Here is a 26,100-nt window from a genome sequence, read left to right as displayed (position 1 = left end):
AACTGGGCGAGGATGGCGCGCGGCTAGAGCCGGGACAGCGCGGCGAGCAGCGCGGCCATGCCCAGCAGCGCGGAGAAACCGGCCCAGGTCTTGCTGCTTCGCCCCATCAGCTTGCGCGCCAGGGCCAGAAACCGATCGCCGGCTGCGAGGATCAGCAAGCCCTCACCTGCGCATAGCCCGCCGATCACATTGACCGCGATCGCGAGCCAGTCGCCGGGGCGCCACGGGCAGACAAGATAGATTGCCGCGCCGAGGACGATGCATAGCAGCCCGGTCAGGAAACGCAGGCCGGCCGAATGGCCGAGATCCTCGATCATCGCCGCCCAGGTCCCGGGCTCGCGAAATTCGCCGACCGCGGCGGCGAGCGAATAGAGCCCGATGAAGAATGCGATCCACGCGGGTATGTCCATCGCCTGCCCCCTATCCTGCTGCTGCCCAGAGCGTCTACGCCCGCCGGCCACGTCCGGCAATCCGTGACTTTCCATTTTGGAAAATTGTCTCTTGGCGAATCGGAAAGTCACGGCTAGTCACTTTCCACATTGGAAAGTCTGGAGTCGCGAAATGCCGACAATGCTGCTGGCCGCCGTGCTGACCATCATCTTCGCATGGAACTGGCGCGAAACCCGCCGCTACAGGGAATTTCGTGCGTGCGAGGATTCGGCGCGCCGCCTGGCCTTCTACTGGAGCTGGACCTGGACGAGCTTTGTGATCCTGGGCCTCGGCTCGATCGGTATTCTCGCCGCGATAGGCCGGATGGACGCTCTTTTCGCCATTCCTTCGGAGTTTGCCCGGCTGGCTCCGCGCGACCCCAATGTCCCGATAGAGAACATGTCGGGCGACACGCTGGCGGGATTCTTCATCGGAGCGGCCCTCTCGTTGGGGGTCGTGGCGTTCGTGTGGCATCGCCGGTTGCGCAAGATGACCCATCCGGTCGTCGGCGATATCGAGCCCCTGCTGCCCCGCAATGGGCACGAGACGCTGATGGCGATCCCGGTTTCGCTCAACGCCGGACTGAGCGAAGAACTGTTCTTTCGCCTCGCTCTTCCGCTCCTTATCGCCGCAGTGACCGGTTCCGCCCTCGTGGGGCTGGTCGCGGCCACGATCGCGTTCGGCCTGATGCACTGGTACCAAGGCTGGAAAGGCGTGCTGGTGACGAGCCAGGTCGGGGCCCTTTTCGCCTGGATCTACGTCGTCTCGGGTTCGCTGCCCAAAGTCATCATCCTGCACGCGCTGGTCGATATCATGGCGTTGATCGTACGGCCTGCCGTCTCGCGGCTGATGCTGCGCCGAACAGCCAATTCGTCACTGGTCGCATGACCCGGCCTCCGACACCCTGCAACAGAGGAAAGCACCGATGAGCAACGAAACCCTGTCCCCCGCCGAAGCACGCGCCGCGCTCGACAATGTCGGCGCGACCCGCGCGCAACTGGCGGCTCTCGGGCTGTGTCCGCCATGGCGGCATGCCGCCTTCGGCGCGATCATGGGGTTGCTGATCGGCGGGATGGGCTTTCCCGGCACCACCCAGATGGCGACTCTCGCGGTGGCGATGGGCGGCCTCGCGCTGGTCTTTCGCTACGATCTCAAGCGCTATGGCGTATTCGTCAACGGCTACCGCAAGGGCGCGACTCGGCCTTTCACCTTCGTGCTGGTCGGCGCCATGCTAGCCTTGGTGCTCACCCAGATCTGGCTGCTCGACCAGAGTGCGAGCGCCGCAGCCCACATCGCGGTGGGCGTCGTAGCGGCCATTATCGCGACGGGCGCCAGTGTCATCTGGGGCCGCATCTTCCGCCGCGAAATGGAGCGTCGCTTGTGACTCCGGTCGTACTCGACCCGCAGCTCCACGCGCCGGCCCGGTTGCAGATCGCCACCGTGCTGGCGACCGCGGACAGCGCCGAATTCGCCAAGCTGCGCGAGATCACTGGCGTGAGCGATTCGGTGCTCTCCAAGCATCTCGCGGCGCTGGTCGAGGCCGGCTACGTGAGCCTCAAGAAGAGCCCGCTCGACGGACGCTCGCGGACCTGGGCAAGTTTCACCCGCAAGGGCCGCGCCGCCTTCGCGTCGCACATGAGCGCGCTGCAGGCATTGATCGACAGCGCCGAACAGGCAGTCGCCGCCCAGTAGGGCGGATAGACCCACAAAGGAGGTACCTTTCACATGACAAGCAAACCCAGAAACCCGCGCGCACGCTTCCTTTCGATCGTCGTGATGCCGGCAGTCCTGCCTGCTATCCTGCTTCCGCTGCTTGGCAAGCTCGAGCTCTCAGACGCCGCGCTTGGCGCGGTCGTGGGCGTGCCGATCGGCCTGGCGCTCGCCGGCCTCGTCTGGATGGCCAAGGGCAAGAAAGCCTGCGCCACCGGGGCATGATCCTGCGGAGCTGAGACGGCGAATCCGCCGCGGCGGATCAGGCCTTGCTCGCGGCGATCCAGGCGTCGATCTTCGCTTCGAGGACCGGCAGCGGCAGCGCGCCGGTGTTCAGCACCTGGGCGTGGAATTCGCGGATGTCGAACTTGTCGCCGAGTTCCTTTTCCGCCTTGGCCCGCAGCCGCTGGATGGTCATCGCCCCGGTCTTGTAGGCCAGCGCCTGTCCCGGCATCGCGATATAGCGCTCGACCTCGGCGCGAATGTCCTCGAGGCCCAGCGCCGAATTGTCGGTCATGTACTGGATCGCCTGCTCGCGGCTCCAGCCCTTGGCATGAATTCCGGTATCGACGACCAGCCGCATGGCGCGCAGCATCTCGTCGTTGAGCGTGCCGAAGCGCGAGGCCGGGTCGTCGTAGAAGCCCATGTCGTAGCCGAGCGTCTCGGCATAGAGCGCCCAGCCTTCGACATAGGCGGTGTTGCCGCCGAAGCGCATGAAATTGGGCAGACTCTCGTTCTCCATCGCCATGCTGATCTGGAAATGGTGCCCGGGCTCTGCCTCGTGCATGTAGAGCGTCACTTCGTTCGGCGTGGTGCGCGCCGGCAGATCGTAGGTGCTGTAGTAGAAGATTCCCGGGCGCGAACCGTCCGGCGAGCCTTCGTTGTAGGAAGCTTCGGCGGCGTATTTCTCGCGGAACGCTTCGACCGGACGAACTTCGAGCGGCAGCTTGGGGAGCTGCGCGAAGTATTCGGGCGCCTTGGCTTCGACCATCCTGGAGATGCGGTTGAAGGCGTCGATCTTCTCCTGCACGGTCTTGCGCTTGAAGCGCGGATCGGTGCGCAGCCAGGTGAAGTAGTCCTGCAGCGTGCCCTCGAAGCCGAGTTCCTTCTGCGTTTCGCGCATCGCATCGAGAATCCGCGCGACTTCGCTGAGGCCGGTCTGGTGAACCTGCTCGGGATCGAGCGGGAGCGTGGTGTAGCGCTCGATCAACTGGCGGTAGACCTTGTCGCCGCCTTTCATAGCCCACAGGCCCGGGTCCTTGCGGGCGCGCGGCGCGTATTCGTCCTTGAGGAAGGTATCGAGGCGGCGATAGGCGGCCAGGATATCGCCCACCCTGCGCCGGTACGCCGCCGTCAGGCGGGCCTTGTCGGCGGCGCTGAAACCCTCGGGAAACTGCTTCACCGGGCCATAGAACGGCGAATCCTCGATCGGCGCGGCCAGCTGCGCATCGAGCTGTTCGATGGTGCGGTCGATGGTCATCCGGCTCTCGACCACGCCGCTCGCCAGTCCCTCGCGCATCCGGGCGATCGCGCGATCGATCCAGGCTACGTATTCGGCGTGGCGCTTGAGATTGTTCTCGTAGTCCGCGAGCGTCTCGAACGGGGCGCTGCCCTGCCCGCTGGCGATGGTCGGGTAGTAGACCTGCCAGCTGGCGTAGTGGTTGACCGGGCGGACCTGGGTGAACGGCAGGATATCGTCGGCGAGACCGGCGAGCGCGTTGCGCTGGTTCCAGGCGAAGACGTCGTAGGCGATGCGGTCGGTCGGCGAGAGCGCGGCGCGGTCGATCCCGCGCAGCGCTGCCAGGTTGGCCTGCGCCTGGCGCTTTTCAGCCGCGTAGTAGGAATCCGAATCGTAGTCGCCGAAATGCTCGGCATAGCGCATGTCGCCGCGGCTCAGCGCGTCGAGGGGATTGAGCTTGAGGTCGGCCTCGTCGGCCGCCGTGAAGGCGGCGAACAGGCGCTGGTGCGGGCTGGTCGCGGTGCCTTGTGCCGTATCGCCCTGTGCGGTCGTGGCGCAGCCGCCGAGCGAGCAAGCAGCGGCGGCAAGGAGGGCGACGGAGAGGAAGGGCTTCAAGGGTGTCTCCGGGATGTCGGCATTGCGGTGCGCTAGAGCGCGCAGCGGGCGGTTACAAGCGCAACCGGTTGTCTAACCCGCCTGCCACTGGCGGATCGCCTCGATCGGCCAGAACAGCATCACCACGTTGAGCGTCAGGTTGTCGCGGATGGTGTAGAGCGTGAGAAGTTCGAGAAACACCGCCAGCGCCACGCTGAATTTCACCGGGATTCGCGCGGCGACGAGGAAGCCGATCGTCATCCAGCCGATGTCGCTGAGCGAATTGACCACGCTGTCTCCCGAATAGCCGAAGCTGACCGTCACCGCGCGGTAGCGGTCGATGACCATCGGCGTGTTTTCGGCGATCTCCCATGCCGCCTCGACCGCGACCGCGATCGGCAGCGCCCAACGCGCCGGGCGTCCGCCGAACAGCCTGAGCCTCGACCACAGCAGCCACGCGACGAAGTACATGATCAGCCCGTGAGTGAAGTGGCTCGGCGAATACCAATCGGTGACATGCTGCGAATTCTCCGACGACTGCACCACGCCGTGCCACAGCTTGACGTAGCCGCATTCGCAGATCGGGTTGCGGCCCATTGCCAGCAGGACGGCGGCGGCGATCACGATCAGCGCCAGGGTCGCGAAGAGGCCGCGGCGGTCGGGAAGCAGTCGGTTCATCGCCGGCTTGTGCAAGCACGGCAGTTGCCATGCAATCCCCATAGGCTAAGGCGACTGCAATGCCCGGACGTACATGCGACATTGCGATTGTCGGCGGGGGTCTCGCCGGAGGCCTCATCGCACTGGCTCTGCGCCGGGCCCGTCCGGAGGTTTCCGTCCGCCTCATCGAAAGCGGCGCGGCGCCGGGCGGCAACCACCGCTGGAGCTGGTTCGAAAGCGACCTCGACGAGGCGGGCCGGCAACTGTTGGGGGCGTTCCGCACGACGCGCTGGGGCGACGGCTATGACGTGGCATTCCCGGGCAGGGTCCGCCATCTCGGCACCGCCTACAACTCGCTATCGAGCGAGGATTTCGCCGCGGCGCTCCAGCGCGAGTTGGCTCCGGGGGCGATCATGACCAAGCGCAAGGCCAAAATCCTGCTCGCCGACGGCGTGTTCCTCGAGGACGGCGGCTGGGTCGGCGCGCGTGCGGTGATCGACTGCCGCGGTTTCGCCCCGACACGTCACCTTTCGGGCGGCTGGCAGGTCTTTCTCGGCCGTCACCTGCGTACCGAGCGGCCGCACCAGGTGGCGCGGCCCATGATCATGGATGCCAGGGTCGGTCAGGAGGACGGTTACCGGTTCGTCTATGTCCTCCCGCTCGGCGCCGACGAGCTGTTCGTCGAAGACACGTACTACCAGGATCGGCCGCAGCTCGACCGCAGCCTGCTTTCGGACCGCATCGACAGCTACTGCGAGGACAACGGCTGGCGCGGCGAAGACCTCGGTTCCGAAACCGGCGTTCTGCCGGTGGTGACCGGCGGCAGTTTTGCCCGCTGGCAGGCCGAAGAACGCACCGCGGGGGTCGCTCGCGCGGGAGCGGGTGCCGGGTTCCTCCATCCGCTGACCAGCTACACCCTGCCCTTCGCCGCGGCGACGGCGAACGCCATTGCCCGAGCTGGAGACCTGACCGGCGAGCGACTGTCTGCCATGCTCGGCGCGCGGGCCCGCAAGCACTGGAGCGAAACGAAATTCTACCGCCGGCTCGGTTCGATGCTGTTCGGCGCCGCCCGCAGCCATGAACGTTGGCGGGTTTTCGCGCGATTCTACAGCCTCGACGAAGGGCTGGTGGAACGCTTCTACGCCGCCCGCTCGACCCGCGCCGATCGCCGCCGCGTCGTGTGCGGTCGTCCCCCTGTCCCGATCTCGCGCGCGTTTGCCGCACTCACCACCTCGCGCCCAACCCTGGAACCGACCGAATGACCGTTGAGAGCAAGCGCGCCTGCGTAATCGGCAGCGGATTCGGCGGCCTCGCGCTTGCCATCCGCCTGCAATCGGCGGGGGTGCAGACGACGATCGTCGAGGGGCGCGACAAGCCCGGCGGCCGCGCCTACCACTGGCAGCGCGAGGGCTTTACCTTCGACGCCGGGCCGACGGTCATTACCGACCCGGCCTGCCTCGAGGAACTGTGGAACCTGTCGGGCAGCGACATCCGCGACGATGTCGAACTGATGAAGGTCATGCCGTTCTACCGCCTCAACTGGCCCGACGGCACGAATTTCGACTATTCGAACGACGACAAGCTGCTGCGCGGCGAGATCGGCAAGCTCGATCCCGCCGACATCGCCGGCTACGACGCGTTCCTCGAATATTCCGCAGCGGTCTACGAGGAAGGTTACGTCAAGCTCGGCACGGTGCCGTTCCTCGACTTCAAGTCGATGCTCAAGGCGGCCCCGGCGCTGGCCAAGCACCAGGCCTGGCGCAGCGTCTATTCCGTGGTCTCCAAGTACGTGCGCAACGAGAAGCTGCGCGAAGCGTTGAGCTTCCACACGCTGCTGGTCGGCGGCAGCCCGATGACCACCAGCGCGATCTACGCGCTGATCCACAAGCTGGAAAAGGACGGCGGGGTCTGGTGGGCGCGCGGCGGGACAAACCGGCTCGTCGCCGGCATGGTCCGCCTGTTCGAGCGGCTGGGCGGCACGATCCGCCTCGGCGACCCAGTGGTCCGCGTCCACACCATCGGCAACCGCGCGTCCGAAGTGCAGACCGAGAGCGGCTGGCGCGAGGCGTTTCACGCCGCCGCCAGCAATGCCGACATCGTCCATTCCTACCGCGACCTGCTCGGCGGCACCAAGCGCGGCGACGAGATGGGCCGGTCGCTGGCGAAGAAACGCTTCAGCCCGAGCCTGTTCGTGGTCCATTTCGGGATCGAGGGCACCTGGCCGGGCATCCCGCACCACATGATCCTGTTCGGCCCGCGTTACAAAGGGCTGCTCGAGGACATCTACGACCGCGGCGTTCTGCCGCAGGACTTCTCGATCTACCTCCATCACCCCACGGTGACCGATCCGAGCATGGCGCCGCAGGGGAAGAGCACGTTCTACGCGCTCATCCCGGTGGCGCATATGGGCAAGCTGACGATCGACTGGAACGAGGTCGGGCCGAAGCTCGAAAAGCGCATCCTCGACGAGGTCGGGCGGCGCCTGATCCCCGACATCCACGATCGCATCGTCACCAAGTTCCACTACGCCCCAAGCGACTTCGCCCACGACCTGCACGCCCATGTCGGCAGCGCCTTCTCGCTGGAACCGATCCTCACCCAGAGCGCTTGGTTCCGCGGGCACAACAGGGACGACGTGATCGGGAATTTCTACCTTGTCGGCGCAGGAACGCACCCCGGGGCAGGCATTCCCGGAGTGGTCGGCAGCGCCAAGGCGACTGCCGGGCTGATGCTGGAGGATCTGGCCCAGTGAACCGCCTCGCCGTCTATTGCGGCTCCGCCACGCCGGAAGACTCGCGCTACATCGAGCTGGCCCGCGAGGTCGGAGCGACCCTGGCTGCGCGCGGGGTCGGGGTGGTCTACGGCGGTGGGCGGCTCGGGCTGATGGGTGCGCTGGCGAGCGGCGCGCTGCACGCAGGCGGCGAGGTCATCGGCGTCATTCCCGAAGCCATGATCAAGGCCGAGGTCGCCAACCTTGAGTGCACGGACCTCAAGGTCGTCGCCAACATGCACGAGCGCAAGCAGGCCTTCACCGACCTCAGCGACGGGTTCCTGACCATCCCCGGCGGGGTCGGCACGATGGACGAGCTGTGGGAAGCGGTCAGCTGGGCCCAGCTCGGCTACCACAACAAGCCCGTCGGCGTGCTCAACGCCTTCGGGTTCTACGACGGGCTGCTCGAATTCAATCGCCACATGGCCGAGGTCGGCTTCGTCCGCCCGGCGCATCAGGGCATCATCATCGCCGAAGTCGAACTGCCTGCCCTGCTCGAACGCATGGCCGAATACAGGCCGCACACGCCGATCTTCCAGATGAAGGCCGAGGACCTCTAGATGCCGGGACGCATCCTGCGGTTCGGTAACCGGCGGCTGGTTTCGTCCAGCATATTGCGGCAGACCCCGCGCCAGGTCGGCGGGGGACGCGAACGGGCGGCGCTGGTGCGCCAAGCAAAAAAGTCGATCGCGCGCGGCAGCAAGAGCTTCTCGCTAGCCAGCAAGCTGTTCGACAAGCCGACGCGCGAGCGGGTCTGGCTGCTCTATGCATGGTGCCGGCGCTGCGACGACATCGCCGACGGGCAGGACCATGGCCAGAGCGCGCCTGTCAGCGTGCTCAAGCTCGACGACGCCAGCAACAAGCAGCGCATTCTTGCCATCCGCATTCTCACCGAACGTGCGCTGCAAGGCCAACCGACGGCCGAACTGGCCTTCGACGCCTTCAACCAGGTCAGCGCCGAATGCCGCCTAACCAAGGAAGAGGCCGACGACGTGATCGAGGGCTTCGCGCTCGATGCGCAGGGCTGGCGCCCGCGCACCGAGGAAGACCTGATGCGCTATTGCTTCCACGTCGCGGGCGCGGTCGGGGTGATGATGGCCAAGGTCATGGGCGTCTCGGGCGAGGACCACGAGACGCTCGACCGCGCCTGCGATCTCGGGCTTGCCTTCCAGCTGGTCAACATCGCCCGCGATGTGTCCGACGACGATGCCGCGGGGCGCTGCTACATCCCGACCGAGTGGCAGGCCGAGGCCGACCTGCCGCCCGGCATGCGGCTGCGGCCCGAGTACCGCGAGCAACTGGTCGAACTGGTCGGGCGGATGCTCGACCTCGCCGAAGTGCACGAGGCTGCGGCGCGCTACGGCGCCAACGGACTACGCTTTCGCCAGCGCTGGGCGGTGCTGTCCGCCGCCAATATCTACGGCGCGATCGGACGCAAGGTGCGCGCAGCGGGGCCGCACGCATGGGATCATCGTATCCATACGGGCGGCCTGGCCAAGCTCGGCTTCGTCGCCCGCGCTTTCGTCGAAGCGTTGCGCGGTGCGCCCGAGCCGGAAGAATGGCCGCAGCATACGCGCGGCAGCCTGATGACCGCCGCGCGCATGGCTGGTCCCGTCGCTCCTATGCCGATGACCCCGCTGCCCGACGAGGAGTGACGGCTAGCTCTTGCGCGATGCATCGGCTAACCGGTTACCGATGATACGAAAGCTGCTGATAGCCAACCGCGGCGAAATCGCCTGCCGGGTCATGCGCACCGCGAAGGCGATGGGGATTGCCACGGTCGCGGTCTATTCCGACGCCGACGCCAAGGCGCTGCATGTCCGCATGGCCGGCGAAGCGGTGCATATCGGCCCCTCGCCCGCGGCCGAGAGCTACCTCGTGGGCGAAAGGATCATCGCCGCCGCGACGGAGACCGGGGCCGACGCTATCCACCCCGGCTACGGTTTCCTGAGCGAGAACGCGGACTTCGCCCGCGCCGTGATCGACGCCGGGATCACCTGGGTCGGACCCGCTCCCGAAAGCATCGAGGCGATGGGCCTGAAGGACGCGGCCAAGAAGGTGATGCAGGAGGCCGGCGTGCCGGTTACCCCGGGCTATCTCGGCGAAGACCAGTCTCCCGAACGGCTCAAGAAAGAAGCGGACTCAATCGGTTATCCGGTACTCATAAAGGCCGTCGCAGGTGGCGGCGGCAAGGGGATGCGCAAGGTCGATGCGCCGGAGGATTTCCTCGCCGCGCTCGAATCCTGCAAACGTGAAGCTAAGTCGAGCTTTGCCAACGACGAGGTCCTACTGGAGAAATGGATCACCAGCCCGCGGCATATCGAAGTACAGGTGTTCGGCGACACGCACGGCAATGTCGTCCATCTGTTCGAGCGCGATTGCAGCCTGCAGCGGCGCCACCAGAAGGTCATCGAAGAAGCCCCCGCCCCCGGCATGGATGAAGCGACGCGTGAGGCGATCTGCGGCGCCGCCGTGCGCGCCGCCAAGGCGGTCGACTATGTCGGCGCCGGCACCATCGAATTCATCGCCGATGCTTCCGAAGGCCTCAAGGCCGACCGCATCTTCTTCATGGAAATGAACACCCGCCTGCAGGTCGAACATCCGGTGACCGAAGAGATCACCGGGGTCGATTTGGTCGAATGGCAACTGCGCGTGGCGAGCGGCGAGCCGCTGCCGCTCAGGCAGGACGAGCTGAGCATCGACGGTTGGGCGATCGAAGCGCGGCTCTATGCGGAGGATCCGGCGAAGGGGTTCCTGCCGAGCACAGGGCGGCTGGATTATATGCTGCTTCCGAAAACCGGCATCGCAAGCGTCGCCACCGGCGGTGAGCCGAGGGTCGATACGGGGGTTGAAGAACGAGACCTAATTTCGCCTTTCTATGACCCGATGATCGCCAAGATAATTTGCTGGGGTAAAAATCGAAATGAAGCGCTCGATTTGCTAGCAAACGCCTGTGAAGCAGTTGAAATCGAGCCAGTCAGAACCAACGCGTGGTTTCTCGCGCGCCTATGCGATGAAGAGGATGTCCGAGAGGGTTCGATGACGACGGCGTTCATTGGGGACAACCTCGAAAGGCTTATTGGAGCACCCAAAGCCGACGACGCACTACTACAATACGCAGCGGACGATTTTGCCACTGAATTGCTGCCCGATGGCCTCAACGATCTAGCGCATGAGTTTCAGCAACTTCGCTTCGGATTCCGACTGAATGCTCCTCAACAGCGAACTGTACGCCTCGAGGTAGACGGGGAGACTGCCGAGACGTCCGTTGGCTCGCATGCGTTGGCGTATGACAGCTTGCGTCGAAGTGTCATCGACGGCCCCACACGAATCTATTTTGAGAAAGGCTTCGCACACCGCATCCGGCTTTCCCGTCCCGAGGGCTCCGGCCACCACTCCGCCCACGATGGCGACATTCTCGCGCCGATGCCGGGCAAGGTGATCGCGGTCGATGTCGCCGAGGGCGATGCGGTCGAGGTGGGGCAGCGGCTGCTGGTGCTCGAGGCGATGAAGATGGAGCACGCGCTCACAGCGCCGTTCGCGGGAACCGTGGCCGAACTGTCGGTGTCCGAAGGCAGCCAGGTGCAGGTCGAGGCGCTGCTCGCGCGGGTCAAGGCGCCGAAATAGTTCCTCCCCGGTGCGGGGAGGTGTCAGGCGCCGCAGGCGGCTGACGGAGGGGAGTCGCGGCCTAATGCGGCATCGCTTGGGGCGAATCCCCTCCACCACCTTCGGTGGTCCCCCTCCCCGTCCCCGGGGAGGCATTAGCTGCCTAAATATTCCGACAGCGCCACCTGCCCGGCCTCGCTCATGTGCATCCCCAGCTTGGTTCGGCGCCACAGGACGTCCTCGGCGGTCTGCGCCCATTCCTCGCGCTTGAGGTAATCGACTTCGGCTTCGCTGAGCCCGGCGCCGAACTGGCGGCCGAGGTCGTCCCACGCGCGAGCCGTCCCCAGCCAGTCGCGCGCCAGCGTCCCGTAGGCGCGGACAATCCTGGTGGCGTCGCGTTCGCCGAGGAAGGAATAGTCGCGCTGCAGCAGGGCAATCACTCCGGCCTGCTCGGTGTGCGGGAAATCGCCGCCGGGCAGCGGTTCGCTGGCGGTCCAGGCCGGGCGGGACAGCGCGGGCAGGCGCTCGGCCAGCTTGTCGACCGCCTCTTCGGCGAGATGGCGGTGGCTGGTGATCTTGCCGCCGTAGACCCCGAGCAGCGGCGCGCCCTCCCCCGGCTCACTTAGCGGCAGGCGGTAGCCGCGCGTCGCCGCCTCGGGCCGCCCGCTGCCGTCGTCGACCAGCGCGCGGACCCCGGCGTAAGTCCAGACGACGTCGGCCGGCGTCACGCCCCGTGCGAAGTATCGGCTCGCCGCCTCGCACAGATAGCGGACCTCCGCGTCGCTCGCCTCGACATGGTCGAGCGAACCGTGGTGGTCGGCGTCGGTGGTGCCGATCAGGGTGAAGTCGTCCTCCCACGGGATGGCGAAGCAGATCCGTGTATCGGGCAGCTGGAAGATGTAGGCAAAGGGGTGATCGAACAGCTTGGGCACGACGATGTGCGACCCGCGCACCGGGCGGATGTGCCAGGCCGGTTCGACCCCCGCCAGCCGGGCCACGGCTTCGGCGGCAGGACCGCCGGCGTTGACCAGCGCGCTGGCCGAGTAGTTGCCAGCCGGGGTCTCGACAATCCACTTTTCGCCTTCGCGCCGTGCGGCCGTAGCGGGGGTTCGGCTCCGAACCGCGGCGCCGCGCCTGGCGGCGTCCTTCGCGGTCAAGACCACCAACCGGGCATCGTCCACCCAGCAATCGGAGTACTCGAAACCCCGCGTGGGGCCCGGCTTGAGCGGCTTGCCCGAAGCGTGGCTGTCGAGCCGGATCGAGCGCGTGCCCGGCAGCGAGCCCCCCAGCGCCAGCAGATCGTAGAGCGCCAGCCCCGCGCGCAGCATCCAGCGCGGGCGCATGCCGGGCATTGCCGGCAAGACGAAGCGCATCGGGCGAACGATGTGCGGGGCGATTCGCCACAGCCGCTCGCGCTCGAGCAGCGCCTCGCGCACGAGGCCGAATTCGTAGTATTCGAGGTAGCGCAGCCCGCCGTGGACGAGCTTGGTCGAGGCGCTCGACGTGCCGCTGGCGAGGTCGTCCGCCTCTAAGAGTAACACGCTGGCACCGCGCCCCGCTGCATCGCGCGCGATGCCCGCGCCGTTGACCCCGCCGCCGATGACGATGAGGTCGAACGGCGCGCTCAAGGAACGTGGGCCTGCAGCGGCTTGTTGAGACGGCGGAACAGCTTGCCCTTCTCGCTGTAGAGGACCAGCAGCAGAGCCAGCACCGAGCAGGTCAGCAGCGCGAAGGCGAAGGGCCGCGCGGTGCCGTCATAGGACTGGCCGATCACCATCCCGACCATCGCCGCGCCGAACATGCGGAAGAAGGTCTGCACGCTCGATGCCGCGCCCGCGATGTTGGCGAAGGGCTGCATGGCGATCGAGCCGAAATTCGCGCCAAGGAAGCCGAGCAGCGCGAGGTTGGTCGCCATCAGCGGGATAAACCAGAAGATGTCGCCGTCGCGGTTGATCGAGGCCCAGACCTGGACGCAGCTGACGACTATGAAGATCAGCACGCCGCTGTGGCTCACGCGGCGCGCACCGAAACGCGTGACGATGCGCGAATTGACGATGTTCGACACCGCCATCATCGCCGCCGTTCCGCCGAATACGACCGGGAACCACTTGCCCGCCCCGAAGTGCTCTCCGATCAGCTGCTGCGCGCTGTTGACGTAGCCGAATACCGCGCCGATCAGCAGCGCGGTGCCGATCACGTAGCCGATCGATGCGCGGTTGAAGAGCGCGGTTCGCATGTTGCGCAGGATCACCGGGACGTCGATCGTCTGGCGGTTGTCCTCGGACAGCGTCTCGGGCAGGCGGATCCAGGTCCAGAGCGCGGCAATGGCGGCGGCCATGGCGAGGCTGACGAAAATCCAGCGCCAGCCCGCCAGCAGCATGACCGCCTGACCCAGGCTAGGCGCGATCACCGGCATGATGATGAACACCGCCGAGACCATGCTCATCATGCGCGCCATCTGGTCGCCTTCGTAGCGGTCGCGGATCAGCGCCACCGGGGCGACCATCAATCCGCCCGCCAGCACACCCTGCGCCCCGCGGGCGATCAGCATGACGGTGAAATCGGCCGACAGCGCGACGATCAGCGAGAACAAGACGTAGGATGCGAGCGCGATCATGATCACCGGCTTGCGGCCATAGCGGTCGGCGAAGGCGCCGGGCACGAGACTGCCGATGCCATTGGCGAGCAGGTAGACCGAGACGATCAACTGCCGCTGGTTGCCCGCCGCCACGCCGAATTCGTGGGCGATCTCGTCGAGCGCGGGCAACATGCCGTCGATCGCCAGCGCGTTCAGGCTCATCAGCAGCGCGATCAGCACCACCAGCTCGCGCCGGCCGATCGTGTGCTCGGAGGAAGGTGCGGTCGTGGCCATCGGACCTGAGGCCCTAGCCTCGTGCTGCAATGCGGCAAAGCTCTTTCTCGCCAGCGGATGACGCACCCGCTCGGGCGTCCTACAAGCGCTTCATGACTGGCGAGACCGAGGATGACGGCGAGGAAGCGCAAGGACTGCGCAAGATCATCCACATCGACATGGACGCCTTTTTTGCCAGCGTCGAACAGCGCGATAATCCCGATTTGCGCGGCAAAGCGGTGGCGGTCGGCGGCGCAGGCGGGCGCGGCGTGGTCGCCGCGGCGAGTTACGAGGCACGTAAGTTCGGGGTCCGCAGCGCTATGCCGGGGATGACCGCCCGCCGGCTCTGCCCGGACCTGATCTTCGTGCGCCACCGTTTCGATGAATACCGCAAGGTCAGCCAGCAGATCCGCGAGATATTCCGCCACTACACCCCGCACGTCGAACCGCTGAGCCTCGACGAGGCCTACCTCGACGTCACCGACGACATCCGCGGAATCGGCTCGGCGACGCGCATCGCCGAACTGATCCGCCAGCAGATTCGCGAGGAAACCCAGCTCACCGCCAGCGCCGGGGTCAGCTACAACAAGTTCCTCGCCAAGCTGGCGAGCGACCAGAACAAGCCCGACGGAATCTGCGTAATCCGCCCTGGACAGGGGGCGCAGTTCGTCGCTTCGCTTCCGGTCCGGCGCTTCCACGGGGTCGGACCGCGCGGCGCCGAGAAGATGGCCCGGCTCGGGATCGAAACCGGCGCCGACCTCGCCGCCAAGGACCTCGCGTTCCTGCGCGCCAATTTCGGCAGCTTCGCCGACTACCTCTATCGCGCCGCGCGAGGCATCGACCTGCGGCCGGTGCGCGCGAACCGGATTCGCAAGTCGCTGGGCGGCGAGCGGACTTTCAGTGAGGACATTTCGAGCGGAGCGGCGCTGCGCGACACGCTCGAGGAGATCATCGCCATCGTCTGGGAACGGATCGACGAGCACCAGTCGCGCGGGCGCACGGTCACGCTCAAGCTGCGCTTTTCCGATTTCCAGACCATGACCCGCGCCAAGTCGCTGCAGCAGGCGGTGTCCGGGCGCGCCGAGTTCGAGCAGCTCGCGCGCGCTATCCTCGAGGAGGTTCTGCCGCTGCCCATGCCGGTGCGGCTGATGGGGCTGACGCTATCGAACCTCGAAGGCGAAAAGGGCGACGAGCGGCCGCCCGATACGGCTCAGCTGTCGTTGCTCTGAGGGCCGAGAAAGCGCTCGATCTGGCGACGCGACAGGTAAACGAGTTCGGCCGGCAGCGCGCCCGGCGCAAACCAATCGGCGGCGATCAGCTCGCGCCCGTCGGGCACCGGCCGACCTTCGATACGCGCAACGAAGATAAAGCTTCGGTTGGGCGCCCCCTGGATTTCGCGCTCGACCACTTCGAAAAGTTCCAGCGCCGCGAGGTCGCAGCCCAGTTCCTCGCGCAGTTCGCGCCTCGCGCAGTCGGCCGGGTCCTCGCGGCGGCCGAGACCGCCGCCGGGCAGGGCCCAGCGCCCGGAGCCATACGAATGACGGACAAGCAAGATGCGCTCCTCCGCGTCGCGACCGATGACCGCGACACCCTGGCTTGGGCGCTTGCTCCAGCGTCTCCAGCGCCCGCGCAGACGGTAGGCCGCTCGATAGAGCCAGCGATGGAGGAACGGCGGGATCAGGTGAAGCATGTCACCGGCTGGCGGGCGGCGGCCAGCAGTCGCGCCACCGGCAGCTCGTGCTCGCCGCGCACCGCCTGCTCGAACAGAGTGCGCCGTTCCTCACCGCGAAAGACGAACAGCAATTCGTCGGAGTTGAGCAGCGCCGGGATGGTCAGGGTGATGCGGTCGAACGGAGCCTCAGGGGGCAGTGGATCTGGCGTCAGCATTCGCATCGGCTGAGGATCGTCGGGCCGCGGGTCGGTGTTCGGAAAGAGCGAGGCAATGTGTCCGTCGCCGCCCATGCCGAGCCAGGCCAGCGCGAAATGGGGGATTTCCTCCATCACGGTGAGCTTCACCACCTCCGCGCCGACCGGTTCGAACAGCGACCTGATCTTGCCGGCGTTGCTGGCCGGGTGATCTTCCGGGACCGCCCGATCGTCGCCGGGCCACACCGTCAGGCGTGCCCAGTCGAGCTCCATTTCTACCAGGTGCGCCATAATCGGAAACGGCGTGCTGCCGCCGGGCACCGTGATGGCCACCGGCGCGGCGGTGGCGGCCATGGCTCGCTCCAGCCGGCCGTGAATCCATTCGGCGATCGCAAGATCGCCGAGTCCCGAGATCATTTCGACTTTCGCCACGCCCCAGCCTTAGAGACTGGGTTTGGCCTGTCGAGGGGTCAGCGCGTGGTCTGGCGCAAGAACCAGACGCGCTCCTCGGCAAAGTCGGTCCATTCGTCGACCACGCCGCTGGTGGCGTTGTCGCCCGCCTCTTCCGCCGCGTCCTTGACCTGCTTGAGGCGTTCGACCAGCTTGCCGTTGTCGTCGAGAAGCTGTGCGACCATCGCCTCGGCTTCGAGCCCGGTCGAATCCTCGTCCTTGACCTGCGTCGCGCCGGCAATCGCCCCGATCGAGGTGAGCGTGGGGGCATCGTTCTTGCGCACGCGCTCGGCGATGGAGTCCGTCACGCTCAGGATCTGCTGGGCCTGCTCGTCGAACAGCAAATGCAGGTCGCGAAAGCGCGGACCCCTGACGTGCCAATGGAAGTTCTTGGTCTTGACGTAGAGCGCGAGGTGGTCTGCCAGTGCGCCGTTGAGCGCTTCTACCAGTGCCTTGTTCGAATTGTCGCCCTTGGGGGCCATGATCTGTCTCCTGTCTGCTTTCTCTTACAATACCACAGACAAGGTAATCGGTTTCTCGATCAAAACGGGTTTCAGTAATCGCCTCATCCGATGATGCCGCGCGCGGTCATGGCGACCACGACGGCGGCGATGACGAAAGTTGCGGCCAAGGCCGTGCGGATCGCCCGCAAGGGCAGCCGTTCTTCCCACTGGTGGCCAAGCGACCAGGCCACGGTCAGCACTGCACCGGAGCCGAGCGTCCCGCCTGCGGCGGCGAGTTGCCAGTGCGCCGTCGCCACGCCGAGCGCGAGGACGAGGAATCGCGCGGCGTCGGTGACCTGCCCGGCGAGCAAGACCAGTGCTATCGCGCCGAGCGATCGCGTCGGCTCGCGCGGCGCCGCCTTGCGCATCGGCCAGACCAGCTCGAGCCCGGCCGCGGCGAGCGCCGCGGCGACGAACATCGTCTTGCCCTCCGGCGGCATCAACGGAGCCAGAGCCGCGCCGCCCCAGGCCACCGCCGTCGTCGCGAAGGCCGCAGTCAGCCAGCACACTGCGAGCAGTGCGGCGTTGCCGCCGAGCCGCGCGGAGAGCTGCGCGACGAGCCGCGCCTGACGCGTGCCGAGTATGGCGAGCGCGCTGGCGATCAGGGGGAGGAACAGCGACGGCATGGCGCCAGTGTTGCGGGATTGCAGTGCGAAAGGGAAGCGCGCTCCTCCGCGGCGCGTCAGTCGGCGCGAAAGCGCGCGAAGCGGCCGCCGTCGGCAATGACCTCGCGGGCGCAGTTGTGCCCCGGTGCGCCGGTCACCCCGCCGCCCGGATGGGTCCCCGCCCCGCACATGTAGAGCCCCTTGACCGGGCCGCGGTAGGCGCCGTGCCCCAGAAGGGGTCGCGCGCTCCACAATTGGTCGAGGCTCATGTGACCGTGCATGATGTCGCCGCGGACGAGACCGAACTTGCGGAAAAGGCCCTTTGGGCTGAGCACCTGACGGCCAAGGATTGAGGCGCGGAAGCCGGGGGCGTGGCGCTCGACGGTGTCGATGACGGTGTCGGCTGCGGCATCCTCCGCGTCGTCCCAGTCGCGACCATCGGGCAGCTCGGGGGCGAACTGCTGGCAGAACAGGCTGGCGACGTGCCGGCCGGCCGGGGCGAGGCTGTCGTCGACTGTGCTGGGAATCAGCATCTCGACGATCGGCGCCTTCGACCAGCCCAGCTGCTTCGCATCGAGGAAAGCCCTGTCCATGTAGGCCAGCGTCGGCGCGAGAATGATGCCCGACTGGTGATGCTCGCCGGGCTCGGGCAGGCAGGTGAACTTGGGCAACTCGCTCAGCGCCACGTTCATGCGGAAGGTGCCGCCGCCGGCCTTGAACCCCCTCATGCGGCGGCGGAAGTCCTCGGGCTGCGCGCTTTCGGGGAGCATCTTGCCGTAGAGCAGCTTGGGCCCGACGTTGGCGATGACCCGCGCGGCGGCGATTTCCTCGCCGCTCTCGAGCCGAACGCCCGCGACCCTGTCGCCGTCCACCAGCACTTCGGCAACCGGCGTCTCGAGCGTGATCTCGACACCCGCCTCGCGGCACACCTTGGCCATGATCTGCGTGATCGTGCCCATTCCGCCGACGCAGTGGCCCCAGGCGCCCTTCTTGCCGTTCACTTCGCCGAAGATGTGGTGCAGCAGGACGTATGCGCTGCCCGGGGTGTCGGGGCTGGCGTAGTTTCCGACCACGGAATCGAACCCGAACGCGGCCTTGACCGCCTCGCTCTCGAACCACTGGCCGAGGAAGCTGCTTGCCGACTTCGTGAACAGGTCGAGCGCGTCGCGTTTGGTTTCGAGCGGGAGGCGCGAAACGCCCCAGCCCTGCGCGGCCCCGGCGAGCAACGTGCGCAGCCCCTCGCCGACGTTGGGCGGGGTCTTGAGCGCCAGATTTCGCAGCACCTCGGCCACGCCCTCCAGCGCGCCGTAATAGGCCGGAAGCGCCGCGGCATCGGCGAGCGAAAACTTGCGGAACTCCGCCTGCGTTCGCTCGATCCCGCCGCCGACCTTGAGGTATCTGCCATCCTCCTGCGGCAGGAAATTCGAGATCGGCCGCTCGATCACCCGGTAACCGTGCGCCGGCAGCCGCATGTCGGCGATGACTTTGGGCTGCAGCAGGCTGACGGTGTAACTCGCCACCGAATTGCGGAAGCCAGGGTGGAACTCCTCGGTCACCGCCGCGCCGCCGACCACGTCGCGGCGCTCGACGATGCGGACCTTAAGGCCTGCCTTGGCGAGATAGAAGGCGCAAACCAAGCCGTTATGCCCCGCCCCGACGATGACGGCATCGTATCTCTCAGTCATCATGTCTCCGTTCGCCCCATGCGCGCCCGCCAGGCGCGGGCGCGTCCAAACTCGGAACGGCACCAGCGGGCCGTTCCCTTGCTCACCCGGTGCCGCACCCGCGACCTAGGTGGCGGCCCGGAATGATCGCGTCCGACATGCACTCTATCTTAACCCTGCCACGGGTAGTCAGGGCTTTCGAGGAGACTGTCATGCGCCGCATACTCACGTTCCTTATCGTAGCAGCATGCTCCACGGCAGCCCAAGCCAGAGACGGGTCTGCCGGCATGCAGATTTCCGCGTATGTGCCGGAGGTTTGCGAGATCGAATCGACGGCCCTGGTGGTCGATTCTCAGGCCGGAACGACCGCTGGTAGCGTCTTCGAGATGTGCAACAGCGGGCGGCAGTTTCGCGTGATCGCATCCTACCGGGCGCTAGACGACGACGAGCAAGTCCAAATCAACTACGGCGGCGAGGTTCACCAGCTCGACAGTTCCGGGATGAGCGATGTCGGACTGCGCCGCGGCCCCATGGTGCGCCATGTTCCGATTTCCGTGCAAACCACGGGTTTGAACCAAGTCCTGGCGATCAGCCTCGGCATAGCCGCCATCTGAGCTACATGGCGGTTACCGTCGCTGTGATGCGATCTTCGTAACGGCCGGCCGGCGCCTGCGTCGGCGCAACCACGATGCTCATCGGCCGGCGGTCGCCGCTCGGCGGTGTCCGTGAGAAATACGGAAATTCGCTCACCCCGGCGAGATCGACCTCGGCGCCCTCGAAATAGAGGCGATAGGGGATTTTCTCACCGCTTCGGTCGTGCGCAAGATTGCCGAGATTGAGCGAGCTGAAGCTGACGAGGTAGGGCGAGGTGCTGAGGATCAGCGCGCCGAAGGGATCGGAGCGCGTCTCGCGCGTGCTCGAGAGATTGCCCAGATCGATGCGGGCGGCCCCGGCGGTTCCCCCGACGACGGCGCCGACGAAGCGGATCGACACGGTCGGCGGGATGATGATGGTTATCGTCAGGGTCCCGGTGTCGGTGACGTTGCCGCTCTCATCGACCAGCGAAATCCGCAGGTGCTGTGTGTAGGTACCTGCGCGCAAGCCCCATTCGGTCGCCAGGTTAAGCTGGAACGGCACCACGCGTCCCTGTGGACCGGAGGGGGCGTTGGCTATGATTATGTCGCTGTCGACGCTGCCGCCCGAAGTCAGGTCCGGAAGGACCTCGATATTACGGTTGCCCGGGGCGCTGAGCGAGTACGGCGGAAAGTCCGGATCAACACCGGGATCGATCCTTGCGAGGCGGATCGTTGCCCCGCACTGCCCCGCCCCGCCCGCGCCGGGCGTCCCCGTGTCAGCCTGGTTCTGCACCCGGATTTGGAAATTGTCCGTGGCGCGGCCTCCCGACACGATTTCGACCCCGTCGACGATGACCGACACGTCACCGCCGAGCAGCGCGGGCTGACAATCGGCAGCGCCCGCCGCTGCGGAAAACGCGGACAAGGCAAGTGGAGCGAGAAGTGTCAGGTAGCGCATGGATGCCTCCTAGTCGCCTGTGCCGGGCAGGGTGATGGTTCCCAGCCGGTAGAGGCCGGTATTGTCATCGGAAACGTGGATTTCGAACGTCTGTCCGCTGTCGTTCAGACGGACGGTGTAGGTCCGGCCCGGGGCCAGGCCGATGATACCGAACCTGCCTGCGGAATTCGTAAAGAACGGCTGCGGCTCGAAACCCTTATCGTCGGCCGAGCTAATGAGACCCACCGCGAGTTCAGCAGGCTCAGTCCCGATTTTGAGGAACCCGACGGCGCTGACGAAGCGATCGGTACCCACCGTCAGTTGGTAGCCGCTCCGGAACGGCGGATCGACCCGGACCACGCCGGCACCGATATCGTATCCCGCTTCAAGCGTATCGATGTCGTATCGCACGTCCTGCGAGTTGTAGGACGACAGACGGTTCACGACGGCTGCGCCCAGCGGCCCGCTGGCGGCTTCGTATTCGCCGTCCCTCAGGCTGCGCCCGGCAATCACGTCGGTACCGCGCAGCGTTTCGTGCGGACGGGCGAGAAGGAATGCGTCCTGGATCGGCCTGCCGATGCCGAACACCCCGTCCGCGAAGGCGAAGGACGTGCCGATCTGCAATCTGGCCGTACGATTGTCGGTTACGTCGCCGATGCTGTTCCCTGATGCCCCGAGAGACGCCCGCGTCTCGAAGCGGTTGGCGACATAGTCGGCAACCCCGTCGATCGATGCGCCGGAATCCGAATTCTGCAAATTCAACGAGTAGCCGAGCGAGCCCACTGCGTTGGTCGAGCTTCGCGCAAGCGAAGCGCGGCTCAATCCGCGGCGGCTCTGGTACGCGGCGTCGGCGCGATGGCGCGCGCCCAACAGAACCGATATCCCGGCGCGGATACCGTAGTTGGGGCCGAAGAGCGATCCTGTCCCGTATTCCACACCCAGCGTCGCGCGAATATTGGGCGTCAGCCGGTGATTGACGTCGACGTAGACAGTGCTTTGCCCGCCCCCGCGCTTGAAATAGTTCCCGCCAGCCACCAGCGTCGTCCGCTCGGACAGATTCTGGCTGTAGGTTGCGTTCGCCGAGAGGTTCTCCAGCCGGAAACCGGCCAGGTCGCCGACGGTGCGAAAATTCTTGCTTTCGTAGTTGAAGGTCGCGGTGAAGCGCTTCGCCTCGATGCCGCTGCCGAGGATCAAGCGGTAACCCCCGCGCAGTGCGAAACCGAAGCCATCGCCGGTGCTCACCGCCCCATTAAGGTCGAAACTTCCCGGAATGACCTGCGGCACCATCTGCGTTTCGGCCGAGACGACCTGGATATCCTGATCGATCTGCACACCGCCGCCGAGAATGAAGGTATCGCTCAGCGCCTTGCGATAGTTGCCGATGAAGACAGGACGATCCGAATAGTCGGGCTGGAGGTTATATTCCGAAGCTGCGACGCCAAAAGCGGCGGTGTATTCCACCTCCCCGGCCTTGAGTTCGATCGGATCGTAGAAGTAGTCGAACCGAGTGACCTGTTCCCGCCCGCCTGCGTCGCGCACGAGGAGCTGCACATCGTTCGACCCCGTTTGGATGGGCAGATCTTCGAGGCTGTAAGTTCCCGGCTGCAGATCGAGCGTCTTGTAGGAGGCTCCGTTGACAATGACTTCGACCGTCGAAGGCGAGGTCAGGAGAATTTGCCGCCCGCCGAAGTTGGCCGAGGGGGTGAAGGGATCGAACACACGGCGGCTTTTCTCGACGGCAACGCCGGCGATGAACGGCGTGCGTAATGCCCCGGTGTTCTCGAGCCGGAGGTCCCCGGCGCTCCAGCGGCGGTACTTGTCGCGCTCGTCGTAAACCCCGCGAACGGCACGCCGATAGAAGCGGTAGTCGTCGGAGCTTTCGCTGAGGCCGCCCTCATATTCGAGCACGACCCCGCGATAGCGAGCCGCGCCGGACAGGAACACATCGGGCCGGGCCAGTCCGTCGACGTCGCGGTAAAGGAGATTCACGGTGGAGTTGAGATAGGCGCTGAAATTGGCCGGCCCCATCGCCGGAAGGACGGGTTCGTCGACTTCCCTTCGGCCGCCCAGCGGCTCAACCGGGCGGAACTCGGCGGCGATGGCATCCACCCTGAGCTCGAGCGCCGACAAATCGAAGACGAGCGTGAAACCGGCGGCCTCCAGCTGAGCCGCGGTAAGGAAGGGACTACCCGCTGTCACCTCCTGGAGCCGCTGGCGGCCCGCAGCATTGAGGAGGAGCGACAACTGCGTTTCCAGCGACTGGCTCTCGATGGCGACGCTGCCGCCGGGCTTGACCTGGACGATCACGTCGCCCAGGACCTGCCCGTTCCAGGTGAGCGGCACGGACATGGTGATCGTGCGTTTCGCGGATTTCGGTGCCCCGCCATCCCACGCAGGCGGCGGCGACGCTTGCGCCGCAGCGCGTGCCGGCAGACCGGTGAAGCCTGCAACGAGTGCGAGACCGCTGACCGCCGAGATCAGCGTTCCTTTTGCCCCCCTTGTCATCCTCAACCGCCCAAGCTGGCCTGAACGGTTCCCTCGACCAACGATTTACCGGTGGGAATGAAGAACAATCTCGTCCTGTCGGGTGCAACAACGCCGGCCCCTATCATCCGGGCCATATCCTGCGGTGCGAGTTCGAGATTCACCTGGTCGCCATCGACGCTGGTGCCGTGCACCTGCCAGGGCATGGTCCCGGCGGTGAAATAGCGCGTGCCGTGGTTGGCTACCCGGACCTCGATGCCGGGCACGTCGTCGCGCACCGTGGGCTGGATCGATTCGACCACGGGCATCGCGCTCGCGCCGTCCGGGACCACGTTGACCAGGACGTTGAAATTGACGACCACCTGCACCTGCGACTCGCCAGGACTGACCTCGACGGGTACCTGCCGTACCTGCATGTAGTAGATCTCGGATTTGGCGAGCGCCGGTTCGCCGACATATTGCACCCGGAACGCCTGACGAGAGTGCGGCGGCACCACGATCTGGGCCGGAAACACCAGGAAATCCTCGTCGGCGGGAGTAAGTTCGAGCTGGCCGTCGTCGGTGATCGCTCCTTTGAACATGAGCACTTCAACGGGGAATTCGCTGTCGCCGGGGTTGTTCAACTCGACCCGGTCAACCGACTCGCGTCCCAGCGGCTTCACATCGACGATCATCGGCGAAATTCGCGCCGCCTCGGCGGCAGTGGAAACCAGGGCCAGGGCCCACGCGCCCAAGGCAAGCAATACTGTTCTGAACATCAAGCTATCCCGACCCAAAAGTCTTAGCGCCGGCCCCCGCCGAACCCCGTCACGGAAACGCTCGCAGGAGGTGGACTAGAAAGTTGAAAGGAGGGACCGAAGCCCCTCCTTTCGTGAGTCGTGCGATACGAACGCCTTAGATGGCGCCGAGCGTGATCGTGGCGGTGTCGACGTACTGACCTTCGACCGGGCGCTTGGCGGTGTCGTCGCGGTCGATGTAGACGCGCAGGCTGGCGTTGTCGTGGAACGCGCCACCCGGGGTGACGCTCGGCGAGGCGCCGTGGCCGTTGGTGCGATAGTCGACCTTGCTGAAGCTGCTGTCGTTCGACTTCAGCTCGATCCGGTAGTTGATCAAGTTGGTGAAGTCGTTGGGATCGTTATCCACGAGCGACTGGCCGGCGGTGTTCAGAAGACCGTTGTTGGCGGTCGACTGGGCCTTGATCGTCGCGGCGTAGTTGCAGCTGACGTAGATGTTCTGGGTGCCCGAGTCGGCGCCCTGCGAGCCGTTCTTGAGGAGCAGAGCGTTGGCGCCGGCGCCCTGATTGATGTTCACCGACGAGAAGGTGAAAGCGGAAGGCTGCTCGATGCTGCATTCCGGGGCAACGGTGGCGCTGATGGCGAGAGTCGCCGTGTCGCTCGACGCGGCAGAAGCGGCGGTCGAAAAGAACGCGACCGAGGCCGCCGTGGCGATAATGATCTTCTTCATGTGTAATACTCCTTGGACTGGAAGGATCGGACACAGGTTCGATCCTTCCGGAAAACCAGACCAGGATGCGGCGCGATTATGAGTTGCAATCCCTTTGTCCGACCCGAATTCGACTCGGCCACCCCTTCTGGCTAACGGTCTCCTAACGCAATGGTGGTAAGAATCTAGCCACATTCGCCTAACGCTGGCTAATGTCGCCAGAGCGTCCCGTGCTGGCACAAACTAGAATTAATATATATTTTCAATAGCTTAAGCGAGTTTCCGCGGCGTAACGTCTCCGTGTTTGCGGTCAAACAGGGCGCCAAGGTTGATTAGATTTCACGTTTGTTTTTGATGGGGAAGCGTCGGTAGCATTGCGGGAGCCAGTCAGATGCCGACGGTGAGCGCATCGGGCGGCCGCTCAAAATTAACGCCATTCTTCACATGCCGAACAGCCTTACCGAAACTTAACAAAAAGGTCCAAGAAGCGGTATCTAAACGCGCCTGAAAGTGGGTGTTTATGCGGATACCAAGAACACCGCCGGCAGTGTTAACTCTTTCGCAAGGATAACAGGCGATGATCGCTCCTAATGAGCATAAATGCACAACTTAACTGGGAACGCGGCACTGGTCCGCGAGCCTCCGATCGCCTTCAATTAAGCTTGCCTGTCAATGGCGCATCCGATACTTTAGGCATTAAGGCAATCGTTCATAATCTGTCGGAAACTGGCCTCCTACTCCAAACGCATGCATCTCTGGCCATTGGAGAGACGTTTTGGATCGATCTTCCCGAAACCGGACAATGCCGGGCGAGCGTGATCTGGAGCGACGACACCTACTTTGGTTGTCGCTTCGACAAACCGCTCACCCGTGCGGCGCTGAGCGCCGCGCGATTGCAGAGCCCCGGCGATTCTCGCGGCCTGCTTGAAGTGTCCGAACAGGGGGGATCAGAAACATTTGCCGAACGCCTTGCGAGGCTGCGCAAGGAGCGCGGTTTCACACAGGCCGAACTGAGCAGGCGAACTGGCGTTAGCAAGCCCAGCCTTTGGGCTTGGGAGGCTGGCAAGAGCATGCCGCGGCCTCAGAATATCCACGCGTTGGCCCACGCTCTGACGACCTCCGAACAGTATCTGGTGGACGGAGAAGGAGAGAAGAACGCGCCCGAATCCGCCGATGCGCAACCCGACGAGATGGCTGGTTCCGACCCGGCAAATCCGCTGCGCCGCGCCATTCTCTCGAGCAAGGAGCGGATTGCGCAGATTGCCGGGACCTCCCCCGACAAAGTCAAGCTGACCATCGAGTTCTAGCTGGGTCGAACAGCACCCTCCGGGAAGGGCGTTACCGCAATCGGTCAATTTCCCAGGCCTGACCGACTGTTTTCTGCGACGGGGGTTGGAGCGGGTAGCGGGAATCGAACCCGCGCGTTCAGCTTGGGAAGCTGACAGGCTACCATTACATCATACCCGCATTCGATCGCTTGAGCAGCCGACCGAAGTC

Annotated in this window: 26 protein-coding genes and 1 tRNA gene; 12 read left to right on the top strand and 15 right to left on the bottom strand. The window is 65.5% G+C overall.

The genetic code is table 11. From position 1 onward, the window contains the following. Positions 1-23 precede the first annotated feature (23 nt). Positions 24-410 carry a hypothetical protein gene (locus Q7I88_RS07545; RefSeq protein WP_305098426.1) on the bottom strand — a complete coding sequence of 129 codons (387 nt, stop codon included), beginning with the start codon at positions 408-410 and terminating at the stop codon, positions 24-26. A 151-nt stretch (positions 411-561) separates the two neighbouring features. On the opposite strand from Q7I88_RS07545, the gene Q7I88_RS07540 reads away from it, so the two are divergent. From Q7I88_RS07540 to Q7I88_RS07525, 4 genes are read left to right on the top strand one after another with little or no spacing between them, the layout of a single operon-like run. Further along, complete coding sequence (locus tag Q7I88_RS07540; protein WP_305098425.1) at positions 562-1,317, top strand: CPBP family intramembrane glutamic endopeptidase; 756 nt, start codon at positions 562-564, stop codon at positions 1,315-1,317. A 37-nt stretch (positions 1,318-1,354) separates the two neighbouring features. Beyond that, positions 1,355-1,813, top strand: coding sequence for a hypothetical protein (locus Q7I88_RS07535; protein ID WP_305098424.1), 459 nt, complete (start codon positions 1,355-1,357; stop codon positions 1,811-1,813). Beyond that, complete coding sequence (locus Q7I88_RS07530; protein ID WP_305098423.1) at positions 1,810-2,121, top strand: transcriptional regulator; 312 nt, start codon at positions 1,810-1,812, stop codon at positions 2,119-2,121. The genes Q7I88_RS07535 and Q7I88_RS07530 overlap by 4 nt, the downstream gene beginning before the upstream one ends. A 33-nt stretch (positions 2,122-2,154) precedes the next feature. Beyond that, positions 2,155-2,364: a hypothetical protein gene (locus Q7I88_RS07525; protein WP_305098422.1), complete on the top strand. Its 210-nt coding sequence runs from the start codon at positions 2,155-2,157 to the stop codon at positions 2,362-2,364. 37 nt (positions 2,365-2,401) lie between these two features. On the opposite strand, the gene Q7I88_RS07520 is transcribed toward Q7I88_RS07525, so the two are convergent. Together Q7I88_RS07520 and Q7I88_RS07515 are read right to left on the bottom strand one after the other, a co-directional pair. Then, on the bottom strand, positions 2,402-4,213 hold the full coding sequence (locus Q7I88_RS07520) for a DUF885 domain-containing protein (protein WP_305098421.1): 1,812 nt from the start codon (positions 4,211-4,213) through the stop codon (positions 2,402-2,404). Positions 4,214-4,285: 72 nt separating this feature from the next. Then, entirely contained in the window at positions 4,286-4,870 is a 585-nt protein-coding gene (locus tag Q7I88_RS07515; RefSeq protein ID WP_305098420.1) for a DUF2585 domain-containing protein, read from the bottom strand. Between the two features lie 59 nt (positions 4,871-4,929). Here Q7I88_RS07515 and crtY point away from each other — a divergent pair, with 59 nt between their 5' ends. The 5 genes from crtY to Q7I88_RS07490 are packed head-to-tail and all read left to right on the top strand — an operon-like array spanning position 4,930 to position 11,246. After that, a complete protein-coding gene (gene crtY / locus Q7I88_RS07510; protein ID WP_305098419.1) occupies positions 4,930-6,111 on the top strand; it encodes a lycopene beta-cyclase CrtY in 1,182 nt (393 codons plus the stop codon). Further along, positions 6,108-7,601: a phytoene desaturase gene (locus Q7I88_RS07505; RefSeq protein WP_305098418.1), complete on the top strand. Its 1,494-nt coding sequence runs from the start codon at positions 6,108-6,110 to the stop codon at positions 7,599-7,601. The genes crtY and Q7I88_RS07505 overlap by 4 nt, the downstream gene beginning before the upstream one ends. Further along, positions 7,598-8,179: an LOG family protein gene (locus Q7I88_RS07500; protein ID WP_305098417.1), complete on the top strand. Its 582-nt coding sequence runs from the start codon at positions 7,598-7,600 to the stop codon at positions 8,177-8,179. Before Q7I88_RS07505 ends, Q7I88_RS07500 begins: the two co-directional genes overlap by 4 nt. Then, entirely contained in the window at positions 8,180-9,274 is a 1,095-nt protein-coding gene (locus Q7I88_RS07495) for a phytoene/squalene synthase family protein (protein WP_305098416.1), read from the top strand. 40 nt (positions 9,275-9,314) lie between these two features. Next, a complete protein-coding gene (locus tag Q7I88_RS07490) occupies positions 9,315-11,246 on the top strand; it encodes an acetyl/propionyl/methylcrotonyl-CoA carboxylase subunit alpha (protein ID WP_305098575.1) in 1,932 nt (643 codons plus the stop codon). 134 nt (positions 11,247-11,380) lie between these two features. On the opposite strand, the gene Q7I88_RS07485 is transcribed toward Q7I88_RS07490, so the two are convergent. Both Q7I88_RS07485 and Q7I88_RS07480 read right to left on the bottom strand, forming a co-directional pair. After that, positions 11,381-12,853: a glycerol-3-phosphate dehydrogenase gene (locus Q7I88_RS07485; RefSeq protein WP_305098415.1), complete on the bottom strand. Its 1,473-nt coding sequence runs from the start codon at positions 12,851-12,853 to the stop codon at positions 11,381-11,383. Further along, complete coding sequence (locus tag Q7I88_RS07480) at positions 12,850-14,097, bottom strand: multidrug effflux MFS transporter (protein WP_305098414.1); 1,248 nt, start codon at positions 14,095-14,097, stop codon at positions 12,850-12,852. Before Q7I88_RS07480 ends, Q7I88_RS07485 begins: the two co-directional genes overlap by 4 nt. Before the next feature lie 92 nt (positions 14,098-14,189). On the opposite strand from Q7I88_RS07480, the gene dinB reads away from it, so the two are divergent. Further along, the gene (gene dinB / locus Q7I88_RS07475) at positions 14,190-15,305 is read left to right on the top strand and encodes a DNA polymerase IV (RefSeq protein WP_305098413.1); all 1,116 of its coding nucleotides are present in this window, start codon (positions 14,190-14,192) and stop codon (positions 15,303-15,305) included. Here the strand turns inward: dinB and Q7I88_RS07470 are convergent. The 5 genes from Q7I88_RS07470 to Q7I88_RS07450 form a co-directional block, all read right to left on the bottom strand. Continuing rightward, entirely contained in the window at positions 15,287-15,766 is a 480-nt protein-coding gene (locus Q7I88_RS07470) for an NUDIX hydrolase (protein ID WP_305098412.1), read from the bottom strand. The two genes, dinB and Q7I88_RS07470, sit on opposite strands and share 19 nt — an antisense overlap. Continuing rightward, positions 15,754-16,374 (bottom strand): 6-phosphogluconolactonase, encoded by a 621-nt coding sequence (locus tag Q7I88_RS07465; RefSeq protein ID WP_305098411.1) that lies wholly within the window; start codon positions 16,372-16,374, stop codon positions 15,754-15,756. Before Q7I88_RS07465 ends, Q7I88_RS07470 begins: the two co-directional genes overlap by 13 nt. Positions 16,375-16,412: 38 nt before the next feature. After that, on the bottom strand, positions 16,413-16,874 hold the full coding sequence (locus Q7I88_RS07460; RefSeq protein WP_305098410.1) for a Dps family protein: 462 nt from the start codon (positions 16,872-16,874) through the stop codon (positions 16,413-16,415). Between the two features lie 83 nt (positions 16,875-16,957). Then, positions 16,958-17,521: a hypothetical protein gene (locus Q7I88_RS07455; RefSeq protein WP_305098409.1), complete on the bottom strand. Its 564-nt coding sequence runs from the start codon at positions 17,519-17,521 to the stop codon at positions 16,958-16,960. Positions 17,522-17,577: 56 nt separating this feature from the next. After that, entirely contained in the window at positions 17,578-19,185 is a 1,608-nt protein-coding gene (locus tag Q7I88_RS07450) for a phytoene desaturase family protein (RefSeq protein WP_305098408.1), read from the bottom strand. Between the two features lie 191 nt (positions 19,186-19,376). On the opposite strand from Q7I88_RS07450, the gene Q7I88_RS07445 reads away from it, so the two are divergent. Continuing rightward, positions 19,377-19,778: a hypothetical protein gene (locus Q7I88_RS07445; RefSeq protein ID WP_305098407.1), complete on the top strand. Its 402-nt coding sequence runs from the start codon at positions 19,377-19,379 to the stop codon at positions 19,776-19,778. 1 nt (position 19,779) lies between these two features. Here Q7I88_RS07445 and Q7I88_RS07440 read toward each other — a convergent pair whose 3' ends face one another. The 4 genes from Q7I88_RS07440 to Q7I88_RS07425 form a co-directional block, all read right to left on the bottom strand. Then, a complete protein-coding gene (locus tag Q7I88_RS07440) occupies positions 19,780-20,697 on the bottom strand; it encodes a hypothetical protein (RefSeq protein WP_305098406.1) in 918 nt (305 codons plus the stop codon). A 9-nt stretch (positions 20,698-20,706) separates the two neighbouring features. Beyond that, a complete protein-coding gene (locus Q7I88_RS07435; protein WP_305098405.1) occupies positions 20,707-23,181 on the bottom strand; it encodes a fimbria/pilus outer membrane usher protein in 2,475 nt (824 codons plus the stop codon). 2 nt (positions 23,182-23,183) lie between these two features. Then, a complete protein-coding gene (locus Q7I88_RS07430; protein ID WP_305098404.1) occupies positions 23,184-23,918 on the bottom strand; it encodes a fimbria/pilus periplasmic chaperone in 735 nt (244 codons plus the stop codon). A gap of 136 nt (positions 23,919-24,054) precedes the next feature. Then, the gene (locus Q7I88_RS07425) at positions 24,055-24,624 is read right to left on the bottom strand and encodes a spore coat protein U domain-containing protein (protein ID WP_305098403.1); all 570 of its coding nucleotides are present in this window, start codon (positions 24,622-24,624) and stop codon (positions 24,055-24,057) included. A 569-nt stretch (positions 24,625-25,193) separates the two neighbouring features. Between Q7I88_RS07425 and Q7I88_RS07420 the strand changes: the two genes are divergently transcribed. Next, positions 25,194-25,910, top strand: coding sequence for a helix-turn-helix domain-containing protein (locus tag Q7I88_RS07420; RefSeq protein WP_305098402.1), 717 nt, complete (start codon positions 25,194-25,196; stop codon positions 25,908-25,910). An 86-nt stretch (positions 25,911-25,996) separates the two neighbouring features. Here the strand turns inward: Q7I88_RS07420 and Q7I88_RS07415 are convergent. After that, positions 25,997-26,070: transfer RNA gene (locus Q7I88_RS07415), tRNA-Gly, on the bottom strand. Between the last annotated feature and the right edge of the window lie 30 nt (positions 26,071-26,100).

The organism is Croceibacterium aestuarii (assembly GCF_030657335.1).
GTDB lineage: Bacteria > Pseudomonadota > Alphaproteobacteria > Sphingomonadales > Sphingomonadaceae > Croceibacterium_B > Croceibacterium_B aestuarii.
This window is presented reverse-complemented; position numbering and strand designations above follow the sequence as displayed.